Genomic DNA, 18,023 nt, shown 5'->3' with positions numbered 1-18,023 from the left:
CGATGGGGTGTAGCAGAGATTCCGTGTCGTATTGATCGCCCGCAGGCAGGCTTCTACAAAGGTCTGGTGTGCCGGGGGAACAGGCTTGTTGCAAAGTATGTCTAGACTGCAACTATCCCTTACGAGTGAGTGAACATGACAACAACAACGACGCCGTACACCGGTGAGGAACGTAGCAAAAGGATCTTTGCCATCGTCGGTGCTTCTTCGGGCAACCTGGTCGAATGGTTCGACTTCTACGTGTATGCCTTCTGTGCCATCTATTTCGCCCCCGCCTTTTTCCCTTCCGATGATCCGACGGTTCAGTTGCTGAACACTGCCGGTGTGTTTGCGGCCGGCTTCCTGATGCGTCCCATCGGCGGCTGGCTGTTCGGCCGGGTGGCCGACAAGCACGGGCGCAAGAATTCGATGATGATCTCGGTGCTGATGATGTGCGGCGGCTCCCTGGTCATCGCCTTCATGCCGACCTACGCCAGCATCGGCGCCTGGGCGCCGGCGCTGCTGCTGGTGGCGCGGCTGTTCCAGGGCCTGTCGGTGGGTGGCGAGTACGGCACCACCGCGACCTACATGAGTGAAGTGGCGTTGCGTGGCCAGCGGGGTTTCTTCGCCTCGTTCCAGTACGTGACCCTGATCGGCGGCCAGTTGCTGGCGGTGCTGGTGGTGGTGATCCTGCAACAGTTTCTCACTGAACCCGAACTCAAGGCCTGGGGTTGGCGCATCCCGTTCGTGATCGGCGCCGTCGCTGCGGTGATCTCGTTGCTGCTGCGTCGTTCGCTGAAGGAAACCACCAGCAGGGAAACCCGCCAGGACAAGGACGCCGGCAGCCTGCGGGCGCTGTTCCGTGACCACAAGGCGGCGTTCGTCACCGTGCTCGGCTACACCGCTGGCGGCTCGCTGATCTTCTACACCTTCACCACCTACATGCAGAAGTACCTGGTGAACACCGCCGGGATGAGCGCCAAGACCGCGAGCTTCGTGATGACCGGCGCACTGTTCCTCTACATGTGCCTGCAACCGGTGTTCGGCATGCTCTCGGACCGGATCGGCCGGCGCAACTCGATGCTCTGGTTCGGTGCCCTGGGGGCACTGTGCACGGTACCGATCCTGCTGACCCTGAAGACCGTCACCAGTCCGTTCCTGGCCTTCGTGCTGATCAGCCTGGCTCTGGCGATCGTCAGCTTCTACACCTCGATCAGCGGCCTGGTCAAAGCCGAGATGTTCCCGGTTCAGGTGCGGGCGCTGGGGGTGGGGCTGGCCTATGCGGTGGCCAACGCGGTGTTCGGCGGTTCGGCGGAGTACGTGGCGCTGAACCTCAAATCGATGGGGATGGAGAACGCCTTCTACTGGTACGTGACCGTCATGATGGTGGTCGCCTTCCTGTTCAGCCTGCGTCTGCCGAAACAGGCGGCGTATCTGCACCACGATCATTGATCGACCTGCGCGCCTGTGATGGGCGCGCCTTTACCAGGGATTTCCCATGCAACGACCGAGCAACCAACTGTTCGATGCCTACTTTATCGCCCGCGATATGGCCCAGGTGTTTTCCGACCAGGGCCGGGTCCAGGCAATGCTCGACTTCGAGGCCGCGCTGGCCCGTGCGCAGGCGCGGGTCGGGCTGATTCCCCAGGCGGCGGTCGCGCCGATTGCCGCGGCATGTGAGGCCGGGTTCTACGATTACGCCGCTCTCGGCGAGGCGATCGCCACGGCCGGCAATTCGGCGATCCCGCTGGTCAAGGCACTGGGCAAGCGGATCGCTGCCGCCGATGCCGGGGCCGAGCGTTATGTGCATCTGGGCGCCACCAGCCAGGACGTCATGGACTCCGGCCTGGTGCTGCAACTGCGCAGTGCCTGGCAGTTGATCGACGCCGACCTGCAACGCCTGGCTGACGTATTGGCAGCCCAGGCCCAACGGTATGCGGACACACCGCTGGCCGGGCGGACCTGGTTGCAACAGGCCACGCCGGTCACCCTCGGCATGAAGATCGCCGGTTGGCTGGGCGCGGTCACCCGCCATCGCCAGCGTCTGCGCGAACTGCAACCGCGGCTGCTGTGCCTGCAGTTCGGCGGTGCCTCGGGCACCCTGGCCGCCCTCGGCGAACAGGCGATGCCGGTGGCCGAGGCGCTGGCCGAGGAGCTGCAGCTCAACCTCGCCGAACAACCCTGGCACACCCATCGCGACCGCCTGGTGGAATTCGGTGCCGTCCTCGGCCTGATTGCCGGCAGCCTGGGCAAACTGGGACGCGATGTCAGCCTGCTGATGCAGACCGAGGCCGCCGAAGTCTTCGAGCCGTCGGCACCGGGCAAGGGTGGTTCCTCGACCATGCCGCACAAGCGCAATCCGGTGGGCGCCGCGGTACTGATCGGCACCGCGACCCGGGTTCCGGGCCTGCTCTCGACCCTGTTCAGCGCCATGCCCCAGGAACACGAGCGCAGCCTCGGCCTGTGGCATGCCGAATGGGAGACCCTGCCGGAAATCTGCCGGCTGGTCTCGGGCTCGCTGCAGCAGGCGCTGATCGTTGCCGAAGGCCTGGAAGTGGACCCGGCGCGGATGCTGAGCAACCTCGATCTGACCCGTGGCCTGTTGCTGGCGGAGGCGGTGAGTATCGTCCTCGCCCAGCGCCTGGGGCGCGACGCCGCCCACCACCTGCTGGAGCAGTGCTGTCAGCGCGCGGTGGCCGAGCAGCGCCACTTGCGGGCTGTGCTGGGCGACGAACCGCAAATCACCGCGCAACTATCCGTGCAAGAACTGGACCACCTGCTCGATCCGGCCCATTACCTCGGCCAGGCCCGTACCTGGGTCGAGCGTGCGGTGGCCGAGCATCTGGCTTTTACCTGAAGGAGATTGTCGTGGCTTTTGTACAACTGGCTGATGGCGAACTGCACTACCGCTTCGACGGTCCGCAGGAGGCACCGGTGCTGGTGCTCTCCAACTCCCTGGGCACCGACCTGGGCATGTGGGACACTCAGATCCCGGCGTTCGCCGAACACTTCCGGGTGCTGCGCTACGACACCCGTGGCCATGGTCGTTCGCTGGTGACCGAAGGTCCGTACAGCATCGAGCAACTGGGCCGTGACGTAGTGGCCCTGCTCGATGCGCTGGGTATCGAGCGGGCGCACTTCTGCGGCCTGTCCATGGGCGGGCTGATCGGCCAGTGGCTGGGTATCCATGCCGGCCAGCGCTTGAACAGGCTGATCGTGTGCAACACGGCGGCGAAGATCGGCGACCCGGCGATGTGGAATCCGCGCATCGAGACCGTGTTGCGCGATGGCGCGGCGGCCATGGCCGCCTTGCGCGACGGGGCGATCGCCCGCTGGTTCACGCCGCAGTTTTCCGCCGCGCAGCCACAGCAGGTCAAGCCGATCACCGACATGCTCGCCGCCACGTCGCCGCAAGGCTATGCGGCCAACTGCGCGGCGGTGCGCGATGCCGATTTTCGCGAGCACCTGGACAGGATCCGCGCTCCGGTGCTGGTGATCGCCGGCAGCGAGGATGCGGTAACGCCGCCCAGCGGCAGTCTGTTCATCCAGCAGCACGTCAAGGGCGCCGAGTACGCCGAATTCCATGCCGCCCACCTGTCGAACGTACAGGCCGGCGATGCCTTCAGCCAGCGCGTGCTGGATTTCCTGCTGGACCGGGTTTGAGGAGAGTGTCCGTGGACGAGAAACAACGTTATGCCGAGGGGATGCGGGTGCGGCGTGCCGTGCTCGGGGATGCCCATGTCGACCGCAGCCTGAACAACCTGACCGAGTTCAACTCGGAGTTCCAGGAGATGATCACCCGCCATGCCTGGGGTGATATCTGGACCCGCCCGGGATTGCCCCGGCACACCCGCAGCCTGATCACCATCGCCATGCTGATCGGCATGAACCGCAATGAAGAACTCAAGCTGCATCTGCGGGCTGCGGCCAACAACGGCGTGACCCGCGAAGAGATCAAGGAAGTGCTGATGCAGAGCGCGATCTACTGCGGCATCCCGGCGGCCAACGCGACCTTCCACCTGGCGGAGTCGGTGTGGGACGAGCTGGGCGTGGAATCGCGTCAGTAAGCCCGCCACGGCCTGTTCCCATGCGCCTGCCTGGGAACAGGCCGTGGCGGCGGTCCTTTCTCATTCGTCTGAAAAAACGCCCATCCCGGAACACTTGGCGTTTTCGCTGATCTGACAGGAACGATGGCCCCTCCGTGTGATGGCGGAGGGCAGGGACGTTGCGCCATCCTGTCGGTAAGATGCGCACTCAAGTTCCCATTCCGTTCTGCATGACGATGGCTTGAATACATCTTGGTTCTGCAATTGTTGTGACCTGGACCAGGCCAACCTCATGAAATCGCTTTTGACCTCATTCCTGGTGCTTGCGCTCGCCACGGGCCTGGCCGGCTGTATCGGCCCGCCGATCCCCCTGAGCCCGAGCACCGAACAGGCGCTACGCACGCAGCCGCCGATCCGTTTCCTGCTGACCTTCGATGACGGGCCCAGTGCGTCGAGTTTCTACAACCCGACCGCGTCGGTGCTCGACGACCTGGCCCATAACCCGATTCAGCCGGGCATCAAGGCGGTGTTCTTCGTCCAGACCGGTGCCCCCAGGGCCGGCAACAGCGACATAGGCCGGGCGCTGATGCGGCGCGAACAGGCCGAGGGGCATGTCCTCGGCTTTCATACGGCGGGGCCCTGGCACACCAACCATCGTTCATTGAATCCGCAGGAACTGGAACAGTCACTGAACGATGGCAGTGCCGTTATCGCAGCGATCACCGGTGCTCCGCCGACCCTCCTGCGGCCGCCGTTCTGGAACTACGACAAGCGCACGTTCGCGGCCTACCGGCAGCATGGGCTGCACGTGCTGCTGACTGACCTCAGTGCCAACGATGGCAAGGTCTGGGGGATCACCGCGAGCCCGCAGCGTCGGGCCAACCTGCTCAAGCACCTGGCCGAGGTGCGCGAGCAGATCGCCCGGGGCGAGATGCCGGTGGTCGATGGGGTGATTCCGGTGGTGGTGACCTTCCACGACCTCAACCGCTATACCGCCCGGCACATGCAGGAGTACCTGCAGATCCTGATGGATTGTGCGCGGGAGACCGGTGTGCGGACTGCCGAGCAGCCGTTCTACACCGATCGTTCGGCGCTGCTGCGGGCGGTACTGGCGCGTACGGTGCCGAGCAGCTCCACGCCGGTACACTTGCCCGGTTTCTGGGATTGGTGGTGGGACCGCGATTCGCACTGAGTCGAGCGGTGTTGCCGGTGGCCGGTTCGCGGGCAAGCCCTGCTCCTGCAGATTTGTGTCGCATGCAAGCCCGCGTAAGACTCCACTCATGTAGGAGCAGGGCTTGCCCGCGAATAGACCCTGAAGTCCTGCTCTCAAAGTCAGCCCAACCGGTTTACAGCAACGAGATCGGGTAGCTGATGATCAGGCGGTTCTCGTCGAACTCGTTGGTGCTGTAGTCCCTGCGGATGCTCGAGTTGCGCCAGCGGATGTTCAGGTTGCGCAAGGTGCCGCTCTGGACGGTGTAGCCCAGTTCCGACTCACGCCCCCATTCCTTGCCGTCGGTGACCGCGCCGACATGCACGTTGTCACCGCTGATGTAGCGGTTCATCAGGGTCAGCCCCGGAATTCCCAGCGCGGCGAAGTTGTAGTCATGGCGCAACTGCCAGGACTTTTCCTGCGCATTGTCATAGCTGCTGTTGTAGCTGTCGTTGGCCAGGGTGCCGCCGCTGGTGCCGTTGACCCGCATCCAGGCGCTGTCGCCGGTGAGCTTCTGCAGGCCGACGTAGAAGGTGTTGCCGCCGTACTTGGCCGAGAACAACCCCGACCAGGTTCTGTTCTCCAGGTCGCCGGCCAGCGCGCTGCCGTCTTCCTTGCCGTAGAAGAAACCGAGGTTGGCGCCCAGGGTCCAGTCGCCCAGTGGCTGGCTGTGGACCAGATTGACGTACTGCTGGCGGTAGATGTCCTTCAGTTGGGCATTCCAGAGGCCGATCAGGGTGCGCTTGTCGTTGAAGGTGTATTCGCCGCCGGCGAAGTTGAAGCGGTCGGAGGTGAAGGCGGCTTTGCCCTGCATGTACATGTCGGTCATGCTCGAATCGTTGCGCGGGCTGTTCTTCTGGAACTGGCCGCCGTACAGCGTCAGGCCGTCGATCTCCTTCGAGGTGACCTGGCCGCCGCGGAAGGTCTGCGGCAGCGAGCGGCCGTCGTCGGAACGGAGGATCGGCAGCACCGGCATCCATTCGCCGACCTTCAGCTCGGTTTTGGAAATCCGTGCCTTGAACGCCACGTCCAGGCGGCCGAAGTTGTCCGCCGGGCGCCCGTCACGGTCCAGCGGCAGCAGTTGCGTGCCGCCGGTGCCTTTGCCGCCGTCGAGCTTCTGGGAAAAGGTGCCGAGCACGTCGACGCCGAAACCGACGGTGCCCTGGGTGAAGCCGGAGCGGGCGTCGAGGATGAAGTTCTGCGTCCATTCCTCGGCCTTGTCCTGGGGGTAGGCCGGGTTGGTGAAGTTGCGGTTGATGTAGAAGTTACGCAGGTTCAGGTTGGCCTGGGCGTCTTCCACAAAGCCATGTTCCTCGGCCATGGCCGGCAGGGCCGCACCGGCGAGGGCGAGGGTCAGCAGGGCAAGTGGGGGACGGTTGCTGTGGTTCAGTGGCTTCATGGATCGGTCTCTCTAATTGTTAGGGGTGAAGCAGGGCGCAGCCGCAACCCGGGGGTTGCAGACAAGGGGCTTACAGGGGGAACGAACGGCTGCGATCAGCCGCTGAGGGCAGGGAGTCGGGACATGGCGGGTGAACCTGTTGTTATTGGTATGGGTCGATGCGCTGGCATGGTGCGGCGGATCGAACCGCGTGTTCAATCGGGGTTTGACGGTTTTGGGCGATTATCGAACGGAACAGTGCGGGCATGAAAAAACCCGCCAATGGCGGGTTTTTGTGCAGCGTGAACGATCTCAGCCTTTCGGTGGCGTCTCGTCGATTGGCCGGGCCTGGCCGGTCTGTTCGTTCCAGCCACCGCCGAGGGCCTTGTACAGGTTGACCTCGCTGGTGAGCTGCGACAGGCGATCGCTGATCAGCGATTGCTGGGCGCTGAACAACGAGCGCTGGGCATCGAGGAAGGTCAGGTTGCTGTCGACGCCAATGCGGTAGCGACGCTCGGCCAGGCGGTAGTAGTCCTGGTTGGCGGCGACCAGGTCGCGCTGGGCCTGCAACTGCTCGTTGAAGGTCTGGCGTGCGGCCAGGCCGTCGGAGACTTCCTTGAAGCCGGTCTGGATCGCCTTCTCGTAGTTGGCGACGCTGATTTCCTTCTGGATCTTGGAGTAATCCAGGCTGGCTCTCAGGCTGCCGGCGTTGAAGATCGGGATGCTGATCTTCGGCGAGAACAGCCAGGTGCCCGAACCGCCCTTGAACAGGCCGCCCAGGTCCGGGCTCAGGGTGCCGGCGTTGGCGGTCAGGCTGATGCTCGGGAAGAACGCCGCACGTGCCGCGCCGATGTTGGCGTTGGCCGCCATCAACTGGTGCTCGGCGCTGAGGATGTCCGGACGCCGCTGCAGCAGGTCCGAAGGCAGGCCGGCTGGCAGTTCGCTGAGCAGTTTGGCCGACAGCGGCTGGGCCGCCGGCAGGTTGGCCGGAATACCGGTGCCCAGCAGTTGCGTCAGGCTGTTCTGGTCTTCGGCGACCTGGCGGGTGAACTGCGCCAGCTTGACCCGTGCGCCTTCCACCGAGGTCCGCGCCTGGCTCAGGTCCAGGGCCGAGGCCACGCCGACTTCGTTGCTGCGCGAGGTGAGCCGGTAGCTTTCCTCGTAGGCCGCCAGGGTTTCCTGGGTCAGCTTGAGCAGTTCCTTGTCGGCCTGCCAGGTCAGGTAGGCGTTGGCGACACTGGCCACCAGGCTGATCTGCGTGGTACGGCGGGCCTCTTCGCTGGCGAAGTAGGTCTGCAGCGCCTGTTCGCTCAGGCTGCGGATACGGCCGAACAGGTCCAGTTCATAGGAACTGACGCCAAGGGTCGCCGAGTACTGGCTGGTGATCGCAGCCTTGCCGGTGCCCGAGGCATCGGCCGGGACCCGCTGGCGGCTGCCGCTGCCGTCGGCGCTGACGGCCGGGAACAGGTCGGCGCGCTGGATCTGGTATTGGGCCCGGTAGGCTTCGATGTTCAGCGCCGCGACCCGCAGGTCGCGGTTGTTTTCCAGCGCCACCTGGATCAGTTGCTGCAGCGCCGGGTCGTTGAAGAACTGGCGCCAACCCTGTTCGGCCGCGGCGACGTTCGCCGCCTGGGCCGGCGAGTAGGCCGGTCCTTGCGGGTACTGCGCCGCTACCGGCGCCTCGGGGCGCTGGTAGTCGGGGATCAGCGAGCAGCCGCTGAGCACGAAGGCCGCGACCGCTACAGAGAGAAGGGACTTGCTCATTGGCCAGCCTCATGCTGTGGAGTTTCAGGGGTTGCTGGTTTCGCGTGCTTCTTCTCGCCACCAATGGCCGAGACGGCAACGAAGAATAACGGAACCCAGAAAATCGCCAAGACGGTTGCGCTGATCATACCGCCAACCACCACGGTACCAATGGCGTGCTGACTGCCGGAGCCGGCGCCGGTGGAGATCGCCAGCGGTACCACGCCGAGGATGAACGCCAGCGAGGTCATGATGATCGGACGCAGACGCATGCGGCAGGCCTCGATCGCCGCATCGCGCAGGCTCTTGCCCTGTTCGTGCAGTTCCTTGGCGAACTCGACGATCAGGATGGCGTTCTTCGCCGCCAGACCGATGGTGGTCAACAGCCCCACCAGGAAGTACACGTCGTTGGACAGGCCGCGCAGGGTGGTCGCCAGCAGTGCACCGATGATCCCCAGCGGTACCACCAGTACCACCGCGATCGGGATCGACCAGCTTTCGTACAGCGCCGCCAGGCACAGGAACACCATCAGCAGCGACAGGGCGAACAGCGCTGGCGCCTGGGAACCGGACAGGCGTTCCTCGTACGACAGGCCGGTCCAGGAAATACCGACACCCGCCGGCAGCTTCTTGGCGATGGCCTCGACTTCCGCCATGGCCTCACCGGTGGTGTGGCCCGGTGCCGGGGCACCGAGGATTTCCATCGCTTCGACGCCGTTGTAGCGCGCCAGCTTGGGCGAGCCGTAGACCCACTCGCCCTTGGCGAATGCCGAGAATGGAACCATGGTGCCGCTGCTGCTGCGCACGTACCACTTCTGCAGGTCTTCAGGGCTCATCCGCGAGGCAGGCTTGCCCTGGATGTAGACCTTCTTCACCCGACCGCGGTCGATGAAGTCGTTGACATAACTGCCGCCCAGCGCGATCGACAGGCTGTTGTTGATGTCCGACAGGCTCACGCCCAGGGCGCTGGCGCGCTCGTCGTCGATGCTCAACTGGTATTGCGGTTCATCGTTCAGGCCGTTGGGACGGACCGCCGCGAGGACCTTGCTCTGTGCCGCCATGCCAAGGAACTGGTTGCGAGCTTCCATCAGCTTCTGGTGGCCGACGCCGGCACGGTCCTGCAGGTAGACGTCGAAACCGGTGGCGTTACCCAACTCCAGCACCGCCGGCGGGGCGAAGGCGAACACCATCGCGTCGCGGAAGCTGAAGAAATGCGCCTGGGCCCGTTCCGCCAGCTTGAACACACTGTTGTCGGCGTTACGCTGGTCCCACGGCTTGAGCATGATGAAGGCCATACCCGAGCTCTGGCCACGGCCGGCGAAGTTGAAACCGGTCACGGTGAATACCGAACTCACGGCTCCCGTTTCGTCCTTGAGCAGGTAGGCGCGCATCTTGTCGACCACCGCCTGGGTCCGCTCGGCACTGGAGCCGGCCGGGGTCTGGACCTGGGCGAAGAGTACGCCCTGGTCTTCTTCCGGCAGGAACGAGGTGGGGATACGGGCGAACAGCCAGATCATGCCGACCACGATCAGGGCGTAGGCCAGCAGATACGGCGCCTTGTGCGCCAGGATGCCGCCGACGCTGCGCTCGTAGGCCCGCACGCTGCGGTCGAAATTGCGGTTGAACCAGCCGAAGAAGCCGCGTTTCGGTGTGCCATGCTCGCCATGGGGAATGGCCTTGAGCAGGGTGGCGCACAGCGCCGGTGTGAAGATCAGCGCCACCAGCACCGACAGGCCCATGGCCGAAACGATGGTGATGGAGAACTGGCGGTAGATCACACCGGTGGAGCCGCCGAAGAACGCCATCGGCAGCAGTACCGCCGAGAGCACCATGGCGATACCCACCAGTGCCCCCTGGATCTGGCCCATGGACTTCTTGGTCGCTTCCTTGGGCGAGAGACCTTCCTCGCTCATCACCCGTTCGACGTTCTCCACCACGACGATGGCGTCGTCCACCAGCAGGCCGATGGCCAGCACCATGCCGAACATGGTCAGGGTGTTGATGCTGAAGCCGGCCGCCGCGAGGATCCCGAAGGTACCCAGCAGTACCACCGGCACAGTCATGGTGGTGATGATGGTGGCGCGGAAGTTCTGCAGGAACAGGAACATCACCAGGAACACCAGCGCGATCGCTTCCATCAGGGTTTCAACCACACCCTTGATCGATTCGCTCACCACCGGCGTGGTGTCGTACGGGAATACCACTTTCATCCCGGGCGGGAAGAACGGTTCCAGGTCGCTGATGGTCTTGCGCAGCGCCTTGGCGGTGTCCAGGGCGTTGGCGCCGTTGGCCAGCTTGACCGCCAGGCCGGATGCCGGGCTACCGTTGTACTGGGCGGAGACACTGTAGTTCTCGCCACCCAGGCTGACATCGGCGACGTCACCCAGGCGCACTTGCGAGCCGTCCTTGTTGACCTTGAGCAGGATATTCTTGAACTGCTCGGCGGTCTGCAGGCGGGTCTTGCCGATGATGGTGGCGTTCAGTTGCTGGCCAGGCAGGGCCGGCAGGCCACCCAGTTGTCCGGAAGACACCTGGACGTTCTGCGCGGCCACGGCGGTCTTCACGTCCACCGGGGTCAGCTGGTAGTTGTTCAGCTTGGCCGGATCGAGCCAGATCCGCATCGCGTACTGGGCACCGAACACCTGGAAGTCACCGACTCCGGCAGTCCGCGAGATCGGGTCCTGCATGTTGGAGACGATGTAGTTCGACAGGTCGTCCTTGGTCATGCTGCCGTCGGTCGACACCACGCCGATCACCATCAGGAAGTTCTTCACCGCCTTGGTGACGCGGATACCCTGCTGCTGCACTTCCTGCGGCAAGAGGGGCGTGGCCAGGTTCAGCTTGTTCTGGACCTGGACCTGGGCGGTGTCGGAACTGGTGCCCTGCTCGAAGGTGGCTGTGATGGTCATGCTGCCGTCGGAGTTGCTTTCCGAGGAGACATAACGCAGGTTGTCGATACCGTTGAGCTGCTGTTCGATCACCTGGACCACGGTGTCCTGCACGGTCTGCGCCGAGGCGCCCGGGTAGGTCACGGAAATGGCGATGGCCGGTGGCGCAATCGCCGGGTACTGGTTGATCGGCAATTTGAGGATCGAGAGCGCGCCGACCAGCATGATCACCAGGGCGATCACCCAGGCGAAGATCGGGCGGTCGATAAAGAATTTCGACATGGTTTACTCCCCTTTGCTGCCCGCGGCTTTGTCGGTTGCCGGGGCAGGGGCCGGGTTGGCGGTTTTGACGTTGGTGGCTTCGCTGGCCTTGACCTCGACGCCTGGGCGCACGAACTGCAGGCCTTCGGTGATCACCCGATCACCCGACTTTAGGCCGTCCTCGACCAGCCACTGGCTGCCCTGGGTACGGCTGGCCTTGAGCTGACGCAGCTCGACCTTGTTGTCCGGGCCGACGACCAGTGCGGTCGGGGTGCCCTTGAGGTCACGGGTCACGCCTTGTTGCGGCACGAGGATCGCCGCGCTGTTCACTCCGGACTGCAGCTGGGCATGGACGAACATGCCGGGCAGCAGCGAGTGGTCAGGGTTCGGGAACACCGCGCGCAGGGTCACGGACCCGGTGGTTTCATCCACGGTGACTTCCGAGAACTCCAGCTTGCCCGGCTGGGCGTAGGTGCTGCCGTCTTCCAGGGTCAGCTTGACCATGGCCGCGTTGTCGCCGGCCTTCTGCAGGCGACCGCTGTCCAGTTCGCGCCGCAGCTTGAGCAGGTCGGCGGTGGATTGCGTGATGTCGACGTAGATCGGGTCCAACTGAGTGATCGTCGCCATGGCATCGCTCTGGCCGGTGCTGACCAGTGCGCCTTCGGTCACCGAGGAGCGGCCGATGCGGCCGGACAGCGGGGCCAGCACTTTGGTGTAGCGCACATTGATCTGCGCGCTTTGCAGGTTCGCTTCCGACTGCAGGCGGTTGGCCACGGCCGTGTCGTATTCCTGGCGGCTGACGGCCTGTTCGTTCACCAGTTGCTTGTAGCGGTCGGCGATCGACCGGGTCGACTGCAGGTTCGCCTCGGCGCTTTTCAGCGTCGCTTCATAGACCGATGGGTCGATCTGATAGAGCTGCTGGCCGGCCTTGACGTCGCCGCCTTCCTTGAACAGGCGCTTGAGAATGATGCCATTGACCTGCGGCCGGACTTCGGCGATGCGATAGGCCGTGGTACGGCCGGGCAGCTCGGAGATCAGGGTGAAGGGTTGGGCTTGCAGGGTCACGACGCCGACCTGAGGGGCGGGGGCGGCCGCCGGAGCGGCTTCTTCCTTTTTATTGCATCCGCTGAGCAGCGATGCCAGGGCGACGGCGGTGACCAGAGCGGTAACAGCTGGCTTGAGTTGCATGAAGATCCTCGGGTCAGGCGCGCGTGAAGCGCACAAGAAGGGTGGAAGGGTATGAAGGGTGATCCGACTGGATTAATAGGTTGCTAATGAATATACTTACATTCACGTTTGTTTGTAAAGGCTTGAACTTTTGCCAAAAGTCGTTACAAAGCATGGATTTCATCTCGGGAAAAGGCACAAAAATCGCCTCCCGTCGTTAAGCCCGGATTAAACCCAGGGGGAGTCCGCGGCACCCTGATCGAGGTTTTACTGCCATGGTTCGTCGTACCAAAGAAGAAGCTCAGGAAACCCGCAGGCAGATTCTCGAAGCTGCCGAGAAGGCGTTCTACGAGCGCGGTGTGGCGCGTACCACCCTGGCCGACATCGCGACCCTGGCGGGGGTCACGCGCGGTGCCATCTACTGGCACTTCAGCAACAAGGCCGACCTGGTGCAGGCGATGCTCGACTCGCTGCGCGAGCCGCTGGATGACATGGCCAAGGCCAGTGAGGATCAGGACGAGCCCGACCCGTTGGGCTGCATGCGCCAATTGCTGATTCATTTGTTTCAGCAGATTGCTCTCGACCCGAAAGTCCGACGCATTAATGAAATTTTGTTTCATAAGTGCGAGTTCACCGATGAAATGTGTGACCTGCGCCGCCAGCGTCGTGCCGTCAGCCTGGACTGCAACGCGCACATCGAACTGGCCTTGCGTAATGCGGTGAACCGAGGACAGCTTCCGGAGAATCTCGATACGGCCCGCGCGGCCATCAGTCTCCATGCCTGGATCGATGGCATTCTCTATCAATGGCTGCTGGCACCGGACAGCTTCGACCTGAATAAAGATGCCGAGCGCTGGGTCGATACAGGGTTGGACATGCTGCGCTTGAGCCCCAGCCTGCGCAATTGAGTCAAAATGTGTAACTGAGTCCAGCGTTGCCAGTATCCTGTGCCAGTCACCTCAACCCGACGGCGCGTGCCTCGACAGCGGGCATCATTTATATACCGCCGTGCTGCATCTTGGTAGTTAGTGTGCTAAGTATTTTGTAGTGAATTTGTTGCGAGCCTGTGAATGAATGTACCGAACCTGCTGCACAAGGGCTCCGAGCAGCCGCTCAAGGGCATCGCGCTGATCTGTGGGGCGGTACTGCTGTTCGCCAGCCACGATGCGTTGTCCAAGTACCTGTCGGCCTTCTACCCGATCGTGATGGTGGTCTGGGCCCGCTACGTGGTCCATACCCTGTTGATGCTGGTGGTGTTCGTGCCGCGCAGCGGCCTGTCGGCGGTGGTACGCACCAAGCGCCCGGGGCTGCAGCTGTTGCGTGCGCTGTGCCTGATCGGCACCAGCCTGTTGTTCACCACCGGCTTGCGCTACATCCCGCTGGCGGAAGCCACCTCGGTCAACTTCCTCGCGCCGCTGCTGGTGACCGCCCTATCGGTGCCGCTGTTGGGTGAGCGGGTCAGCCGCGGGCAGTGGGCGGCGGTGATCGCCGGTTTTGTCGGGGTGCTCATCATCATTCGTCCGGGTAGTGCGCTGTTCACCCCGGCGATTCTGCTGCCACTGTGCTCGGCGTTGTGCTTCGGTTTCTACCAGTTGCTGACCCGCATGCTCAGCGGCATCGACAGCCCGACCACCAGCAACTTCCTCACCGGCATTCTCAACAGCCTGATCATGACGGCCATGCTGCCGTTCTTCTGGAACGCGCCGACCCTGGTCCATGGCCTGTTCATGATTGGCCTGGGCACCTGCGGCATGCTCGGCCACCTGCTGCTGACCCAGGCGTTCCGGCATGCCCCGCCGGCGATGCTGGCGCCGTTCAGCTACGGGCAGATTCTCTTCGCCGGCATGTATGGCTACCTGGTCTTCGACCATATGCCGGACGTGTTCGCCGTGGTCGGTATCGGGGTGATCTGCCTGAGCGGATTGTTGGTGGCCTGGGGGCAGCGCAAGCGCGGCTGACCCCAGGGGCGGCCGTCAGCCGTTGCGATTGCCGCTGAGAAACGTGGCCAATGACGATTGCCAGCCGCCCTTGCGCATCATCTGCAGCAGGGCCCTGTGCCAGACGTCTTTCAGGGTTTCGGTGGTTGTTGCGCCGGGCTCGGCGGAGGGCGTGGTGCTGTTCTCGGCGGTGGCAGCCTGCTGCTTTTTGGCCATGCGTTCCAGTACCGTTGTGTTGAGAATTTCCTTGGACTTGTGCTCGATGTAGCCTTGTTTGCGCTCGTAGGTCTGGAATTGAGGCGGCAGTTTCACATCCGGATCGCCGGTACTGGAAAAGCGGGTGATGACTTTTTCCAGAAAGTCGAAATCGCAGAGGTGGTAAGCCCCATGGTCGGGGTCCGTCGTGTAACGTATGAAATCCTGATCCAGGGCGCTGCCTTTCAGGGCGTCGCCCTTGAGAATTCTGTCGGCTGTTGCAGCGTCTTTTTCAATGAAACTGTAGCTCAGTCGATGTCCTTCGCTATCGTAGTTCTCAGCACAGTTCAAGTTGTGTAGCATCGTGCCATTTTGGAACTGGCGATATTCTGCAAGGTCCCTGGCCAGGGCTGTGACGTATCTGGGGGATGCCCCCTGTTCCTGAGCAAATTCGTAAATACGCGACAATAGATCCCTGTCGGCTTGGGTTAGGTAGTATTTCTCGCATTTTGTTGAGTCGAGCACTGTTTCAAAGTGCGGGTTAGGTTCTCCTCCATATACATGGGTTATCAGTAGTGCGTGGCCGCTAATTGAGACTGATGAGGATTCAGTTTTGATTGTGGTGTTTTTTTCGAGCGTCCTTTGGGGTTCTTTGGCTGTTTGTGGGGTGTGTCTATATGAGTTGTCTGTTTGAGTAATTTTCATCTGGTTGCCCTTGTGGGTAGATAGGTGCTCCGTCAGCCTTTTGCTGACGGAGCGGCTCATTACTGGTAGCTGTATTCAAATGTGATGCTGTCTTCCCCTGCGGGGTGAGCAGGTCCTTTCAGATCGTCCGTCATGTGGGTGAGGTGGACTTTTACTCCATGGCCAAAGCGTTTCTGATTGAAAATCCTGGTACTTCCTGTCGAATTTGGAGTAATGATTTGGCAGTCGACTTCGGCATTGGAGTAAGGCTCGAAGTAACAGAGCTTAACTTTCTCGTTTATCGCGACTGGAAAGAATGTCGTATTCCAGCGAAGCTCTTTCAGCTTCATCAGGACGTTAGTCGGGTGAGTTAAGTCGGCGAGTTGCGTGCTATGTATTGAAGTCGCTGTGCTTATATAACTGAAGAAGCTGGGTGGCCTTTTCGACTTGGTGATACTGGCATCCGCTGCAAAAGTTTGAGTGCTGGCCAAAATCAAGGCGAGCGAAAGCATCTTTTTCATGATGGTATTCCTGAAAAATAGAGAGATATTTGAGTTGTAAGTGGTGTTCCGGTGTTAGTTACTCATAGGCAGTCTCCCGTAGTGCTTCCATGGGTTGCAGGCGGGAGGCCTTGAGGGCCGGATGCAGGCCGAAGAACACCCCGGTCAGCAGGGAACTGCCGGTGCCGAGCAGCAGGGCTTCGAGGCTCAGGCGCAAGGGCCAATTGGCGAAGTGACTGAAAATCAGTGCGGCGAGGCTGCCCAGCACCGCCCCAACGAGGACGCCGGGCAGCGACAGGCACAGTGCCTCGCAGAGAAAGGCATTGCGGATATCCCGGGGACGCGCGCCGAGCGCCAGGCGCAGGCCGATCTCCCGGCGCCGTTCGGCCAGGTTCATCAGCATCACATTCATGACACCGACGCCCGCCACCAGCAGGACGATGCCGCCCAGACCGGCCAGCAGGCGAGAGAAGGTCGCGGCCTGGCGTTTCAGGCCGTCGAGCAACTGTCGTGGGATCTGTATCTCGACTTTCTGGCCATGGAACAGCGCCGGCAGTTGGTCTTTCAGGGCTTGTGCCGTCAGATCCGGATCGGCATGCGTTGCGATCCGCACGATCAGGCTGTCGATCTTCGGTTCAGGGAACAACCGTCGCAGCCCCTCTGCGGGGATCAGGACCGAGTGATCGATATCCACTGGAAGCAATGGGTTGCCGGAATGCTCTGCCACGATACCGACAACGCTGAACAGATAGCCTTCGATGGGCAGTCGATCCTGGAGTTGCAGGGGGCGGCCTTTCATCGAGAGTTGGTGCGCGACCCGAGCGCCGACCACGGCAAATGTTTCCTGATGGTCGAATGGGTTCAGGAATCGACCGTTCTGCAGCTTCAGGTCGAGGGCCTTTGCCAGGTCGCCAGAGGTACCGACCAGGGCGGCATCGACCTCGATTGCCGAATGCCTGAAGCGGACCGAATACAGGCTGACAGGCGCAATATCGATCAGTTGTGGGAGGGAACTGCGCAAGGTCTGCGCATCGAATGTCACGGGCGGGGGAAGGGAGGTTTTGCGCCCCGGCGAAAACCGGGCCACCAGCATGTCGGTGCCCATGGCCTGGAACGCACGCAGGGCTTCGGATTGTGCGCTGTTGCCGATGTTCAGCAGGGCGATGATCGAGCCGCTGCCGATGGTCAGTCCCAACAGGCTGAGCCAGGCGCGCCGGCCGGCCAGCCGCAGGTTGTCGATGGCCTCGGCCAGTACCTGGTGCGGCAGCGGGCCGTAGTGTTCGAGGTCGATCATGCGATCCTTCCGTTGAACCGATCACTGCTGAGTGCAGATGCTTCAAGAATCGGCCGCTGGGAAGGGGACTAAATAGGAATGGTTTCCGTTTGTTGTGTGGGAATTTTCCATGGCTGTCAGCGTTTTGAGTGACATCGACAGCCCTGGTGGAGGTGATTCATCCAGCTTCGATAGGCTCAGCCCATGCTGAATTTCACGCTATAGCTGTAGGGCGGGACCTTGAGTGTCTTGCTCAGGCGCGCCTTGCAGGAAGCCGCATGTTCCCCGATCGACTCGGCCTGGCGGGACCAGGTGGGCAGGTAGCTGGTGTGTTCCGAGTCGGTGAAGCGCTGCTTCAGCGAGTGCTGGGCGACGAACCGGCATTTGCGTGGCCCGGAGCCGTAGATGAACCAGGCCCGCGGCCCTTCCAGGCGCAGTTCCCGACGTTCGCCGCTGGCGATCGAGAAGTTCGAAACCGGAGCACCCTTGAGGTCCAGGCCGGTGCCGAGCAGTTCGAGTGGTTGTGGCGACTCGTTGCTGATTTCCACGATGACCGTCGCCGAAGGCTCGGTGCCCGCGGCATAGGCGGCAAATGACAGCAGGCCGGAGAGGGCCGCGCAGGACAGGGCTACGCCCAGCAATTGCATGAGGTACATGTTAAGTCCTTTTGGGTGGATCGCGATGGCAGCGCCATTCCGTGACGCTGCACGCTTTTCCGCAGTTGGATAGCGCCAGGCAAGTATGAGGATCGGGACAAAAAAA

At 62.5% G+C, this 18,023-nt stretch carries 15 protein-coding genes; 7 read left to right on the top strand and 8 right to left on the bottom strand.

Annotated features, from left to right (window positions below; all coding sequences use genetic code 11):
* Positions 1-135 precede the first annotated feature (135 nt).
* From ACM62G_RS04885 to ACM62G_RS04865, 5 genes are all read left to right on the top strand, one after another.
* On the top strand, positions 136-1,431 hold the full coding sequence (locus ACM62G_RS04885) for an MFS family transporter (RefSeq protein ID WP_054057639.1): 1,296 nt from the start codon (positions 136-138) through the stop codon (positions 1,429-1,431).
* Positions 1,432-1,477: 46 nt separating this feature from the next.
* Positions 1,478-2,836 carry a 3-carboxy-cis,cis-muconate cycloisomerase gene (locus tag ACM62G_RS04880; protein ID WP_419736780.1) on the top strand — a complete coding sequence of 453 codons (1,359 nt, stop codon included), beginning with the start codon at positions 1,478-1,480 and terminating at the stop codon, positions 2,834-2,836.
* A gap of 11 nt (positions 2,837-2,847) precedes the next feature.
* Positions 2,848-3,642: a 3-oxoadipate enol-lactonase gene (pcaD, locus tag ACM62G_RS04875; protein WP_419736779.1), complete on the top strand. Its 795-nt coding sequence runs from the start codon at positions 2,848-2,850 to the stop codon at positions 3,640-3,642.
* An 11-nt stretch (positions 3,643-3,653) separates the two neighbouring features.
* Positions 3,654-4,046: a 4-carboxymuconolactone decarboxylase gene (pcaC, locus tag ACM62G_RS04870; RefSeq protein ID WP_054060792.1), complete on the top strand. Its 393-nt coding sequence runs from the start codon at positions 3,654-3,656 to the stop codon at positions 4,044-4,046.
* A 271-nt stretch (positions 4,047-4,317) separates the two neighbouring features.
* Positions 4,318-5,217 carry a polysaccharide deacetylase family protein gene (locus tag ACM62G_RS04865; RefSeq protein WP_419736778.1) on the top strand — a complete coding sequence of 300 codons (900 nt, stop codon included), beginning with the start codon at positions 4,318-4,320 and terminating at the stop codon, positions 5,215-5,217.
* A 154-nt stretch (positions 5,218-5,371) separates the two neighbouring features.
* Here ACM62G_RS04865 and ACM62G_RS04860 read toward each other — a convergent pair whose 3' ends face one another.
* The 4 genes from ACM62G_RS04860 to ACM62G_RS04845 all read right to left on the bottom strand — a co-directional run bounded on the left by ACM62G_RS04860 (position 5,372) and on the right by ACM62G_RS04845 (position 12,693).
* Entirely contained in the window at positions 5,372-6,634 is a 1,263-nt protein-coding gene (locus ACM62G_RS04860) for an OprD family porin (RefSeq protein ID WP_419736777.1), read from the bottom strand.
* A 291-nt stretch (positions 6,635-6,925) separates the two neighbouring features.
* On the bottom strand, positions 6,926-8,377 hold the full coding sequence (locus ACM62G_RS04855; protein WP_054063949.1) for an AdeC/AdeK/OprM family multidrug efflux complex outer membrane factor: 1,452 nt from the start codon (positions 8,375-8,377) through the stop codon (positions 6,926-6,928).
* Positions 8,374-11,526 (bottom strand): efflux RND transporter permease subunit, encoded by a 3,153-nt coding sequence (locus ACM62G_RS04850; RefSeq protein ID WP_273826221.1) that lies wholly within the window; start codon positions 11,524-11,526, stop codon positions 8,374-8,376. Before ACM62G_RS04850 ends, ACM62G_RS04855 begins: the two co-directional genes overlap by 4 nt.
* A gap of 3 nt (positions 11,527-11,529) precedes the next feature.
* Positions 11,530-12,693 (bottom strand): efflux RND transporter periplasmic adaptor subunit, encoded by a 1,164-nt coding sequence (locus tag ACM62G_RS04845; RefSeq protein ID WP_054058907.1) that lies wholly within the window; start codon positions 12,691-12,693, stop codon positions 11,530-11,532.
* Between the two features lie 254 nt (positions 12,694-12,947).
* Between ACM62G_RS04845 and emhR the strand changes: the two genes are divergently transcribed.
* Together emhR and ACM62G_RS04835 are read left to right on the top strand one after the other, a co-directional pair.
* A complete protein-coding gene (gene emhR / locus ACM62G_RS04840) occupies positions 12,948-13,580 on the top strand; it encodes an efflux system transcriptional repressor EmhR (protein WP_054058908.1) in 633 nt (210 codons plus the stop codon).
* Between the two features lie 162 nt (positions 13,581-13,742).
* On the top strand, positions 13,743-14,630 hold the full coding sequence (locus tag ACM62G_RS04835; RefSeq protein WP_419736776.1) for a DMT family transporter: 888 nt from the start codon (positions 13,743-13,745) through the stop codon (positions 14,628-14,630).
* 15 nt (positions 14,631-14,645) lie between these two features.
* Here the strand turns inward: ACM62G_RS04835 and ACM62G_RS04830 are convergent, their stop codons facing one another.
* The 4 genes from ACM62G_RS04830 to ACM62G_RS04815 form a co-directional block, all read right to left on the bottom strand.
* Positions 14,646-15,569, bottom strand: a complete 924-nt coding sequence (locus ACM62G_RS04830) for a hypothetical protein (protein WP_419736775.1) — start codon at positions 15,567-15,569, stop codon at positions 14,646-14,648.
* Positions 15,569-16,009, bottom strand: coding sequence for a hypothetical protein (locus ACM62G_RS04825; RefSeq protein WP_419736774.1), 441 nt, complete (start codon positions 16,007-16,009; stop codon positions 15,569-15,571). Before ACM62G_RS04825 ends, ACM62G_RS04830 begins: the two co-directional genes overlap by 1 nt.
* A gap of 58 nt (positions 16,010-16,067) precedes the next feature.
* Positions 16,068-17,282 (bottom strand): ABC transporter permease, encoded by a 1,215-nt coding sequence (locus ACM62G_RS04820; protein WP_054058912.1) that lies wholly within the window; start codon positions 17,280-17,282, stop codon positions 16,068-16,070.
* A 176-nt stretch (positions 17,283-17,458) separates the two neighbouring features.
* The gene (locus ACM62G_RS04815) at positions 17,459-17,917 is read right to left on the bottom strand and encodes a hypothetical protein (RefSeq protein WP_054058913.1); all 459 of its coding nucleotides are present in this window, start codon (positions 17,915-17,917) and stop codon (positions 17,459-17,461) included.
* Positions 17,918-18,023: the final 106 nt, after the last annotated feature.

Source organism: Pseudomonas sp. COR18, assembly GCF_048568395.1.
GTDB lineage: Bacteria > Pseudomonadota > Gammaproteobacteria > Pseudomonadales > Pseudomonadaceae > Aquipseudomonas > Aquipseudomonas fuscovaginae_B.
The sequence above is the reverse complement of the archived record's forward strand: the minus strand, read 5'-3'. Positions and strand labels throughout refer to the sequence as shown.

Coding starts and splice junctions, on each gene's coding strand:
- ACM62G_RS04885 (WP_054057639.1), top strand. CDS start 136: ATGACAACAACAACGACGCCGTACACCGGTGAGGAACGTAGCAAAAGG.
- ACM62G_RS04880 (WP_419736780.1), top strand. CDS start 1,478: ATGCAACGACCGAGCAACCAACTGTTCGATGCCTACTTTATCGCCCGC.
- ACM62G_RS04865 (WP_419736778.1), top strand. CDS start 4,318: ATGAAATCGCTTTTGACCTCATTCCTGGTGCTTGCGCTCGCCACGGGC.
- ACM62G_RS04860 (WP_419736777.1), bottom strand. CDS start 6,634: ATGAAGCCACTGAACCACAGCAACCGTCCCCCACTTGCCCTGCTGACC.
- ACM62G_RS04855 (WP_054063949.1), bottom strand. CDS start 8,377: ATGAGCAAGTCCCTTCTCTCTGTAGCGGTCGCGGCCTTCGTGCTCAGC.
- ACM62G_RS04850 (WP_273826221.1), bottom strand. CDS start 11,526: ATGTCGAAATTCTTTATCGACCGCCCGATCTTCGCCTGGGTGATCGCC.
- ACM62G_RS04845 (WP_054058907.1), bottom strand. CDS start 12,693: ATGCAACTCAAGCCAGCTGTTACCGCTCTGGTCACCGCCGTCGCCCTG.
- emhR (WP_054058908.1), top strand. CDS start 12,948: ATGGTTCGTCGTACCAAAGAAGAAGCTCAGGAAACCCGCAGGCAGATT.
- ACM62G_RS04835 (WP_419736776.1), top strand. CDS start 13,743: ATGAATGTACCGAACCTGCTGCACAAGGGCTCCGAGCAGCCGCTCAAG.
- ACM62G_RS04830 (WP_419736775.1), bottom strand. CDS start 15,569: ATGAGCCGCTCCGTCAGCAAAAGGCTGACGGAGCACCTATCTACCCAC.
- ACM62G_RS04825 (WP_419736774.1), bottom strand. CDS start 16,009: ATGAAAAAGATGCTTTCGCTCGCCTTGATTTTGGCCAGCACTCAAACT.
- ACM62G_RS04820 (WP_054058912.1), bottom strand. CDS start 17,282: ATGATCGACCTCGAACACTACGGCCCGCTGCCGCACCAGGTACTGGCC.
- ACM62G_RS04815 (WP_054058913.1), bottom strand. CDS start 17,917: ATGTACCTCATGCAATTGCTGGGCGTAGCCCTGTCCTGCGCGGCCCTC.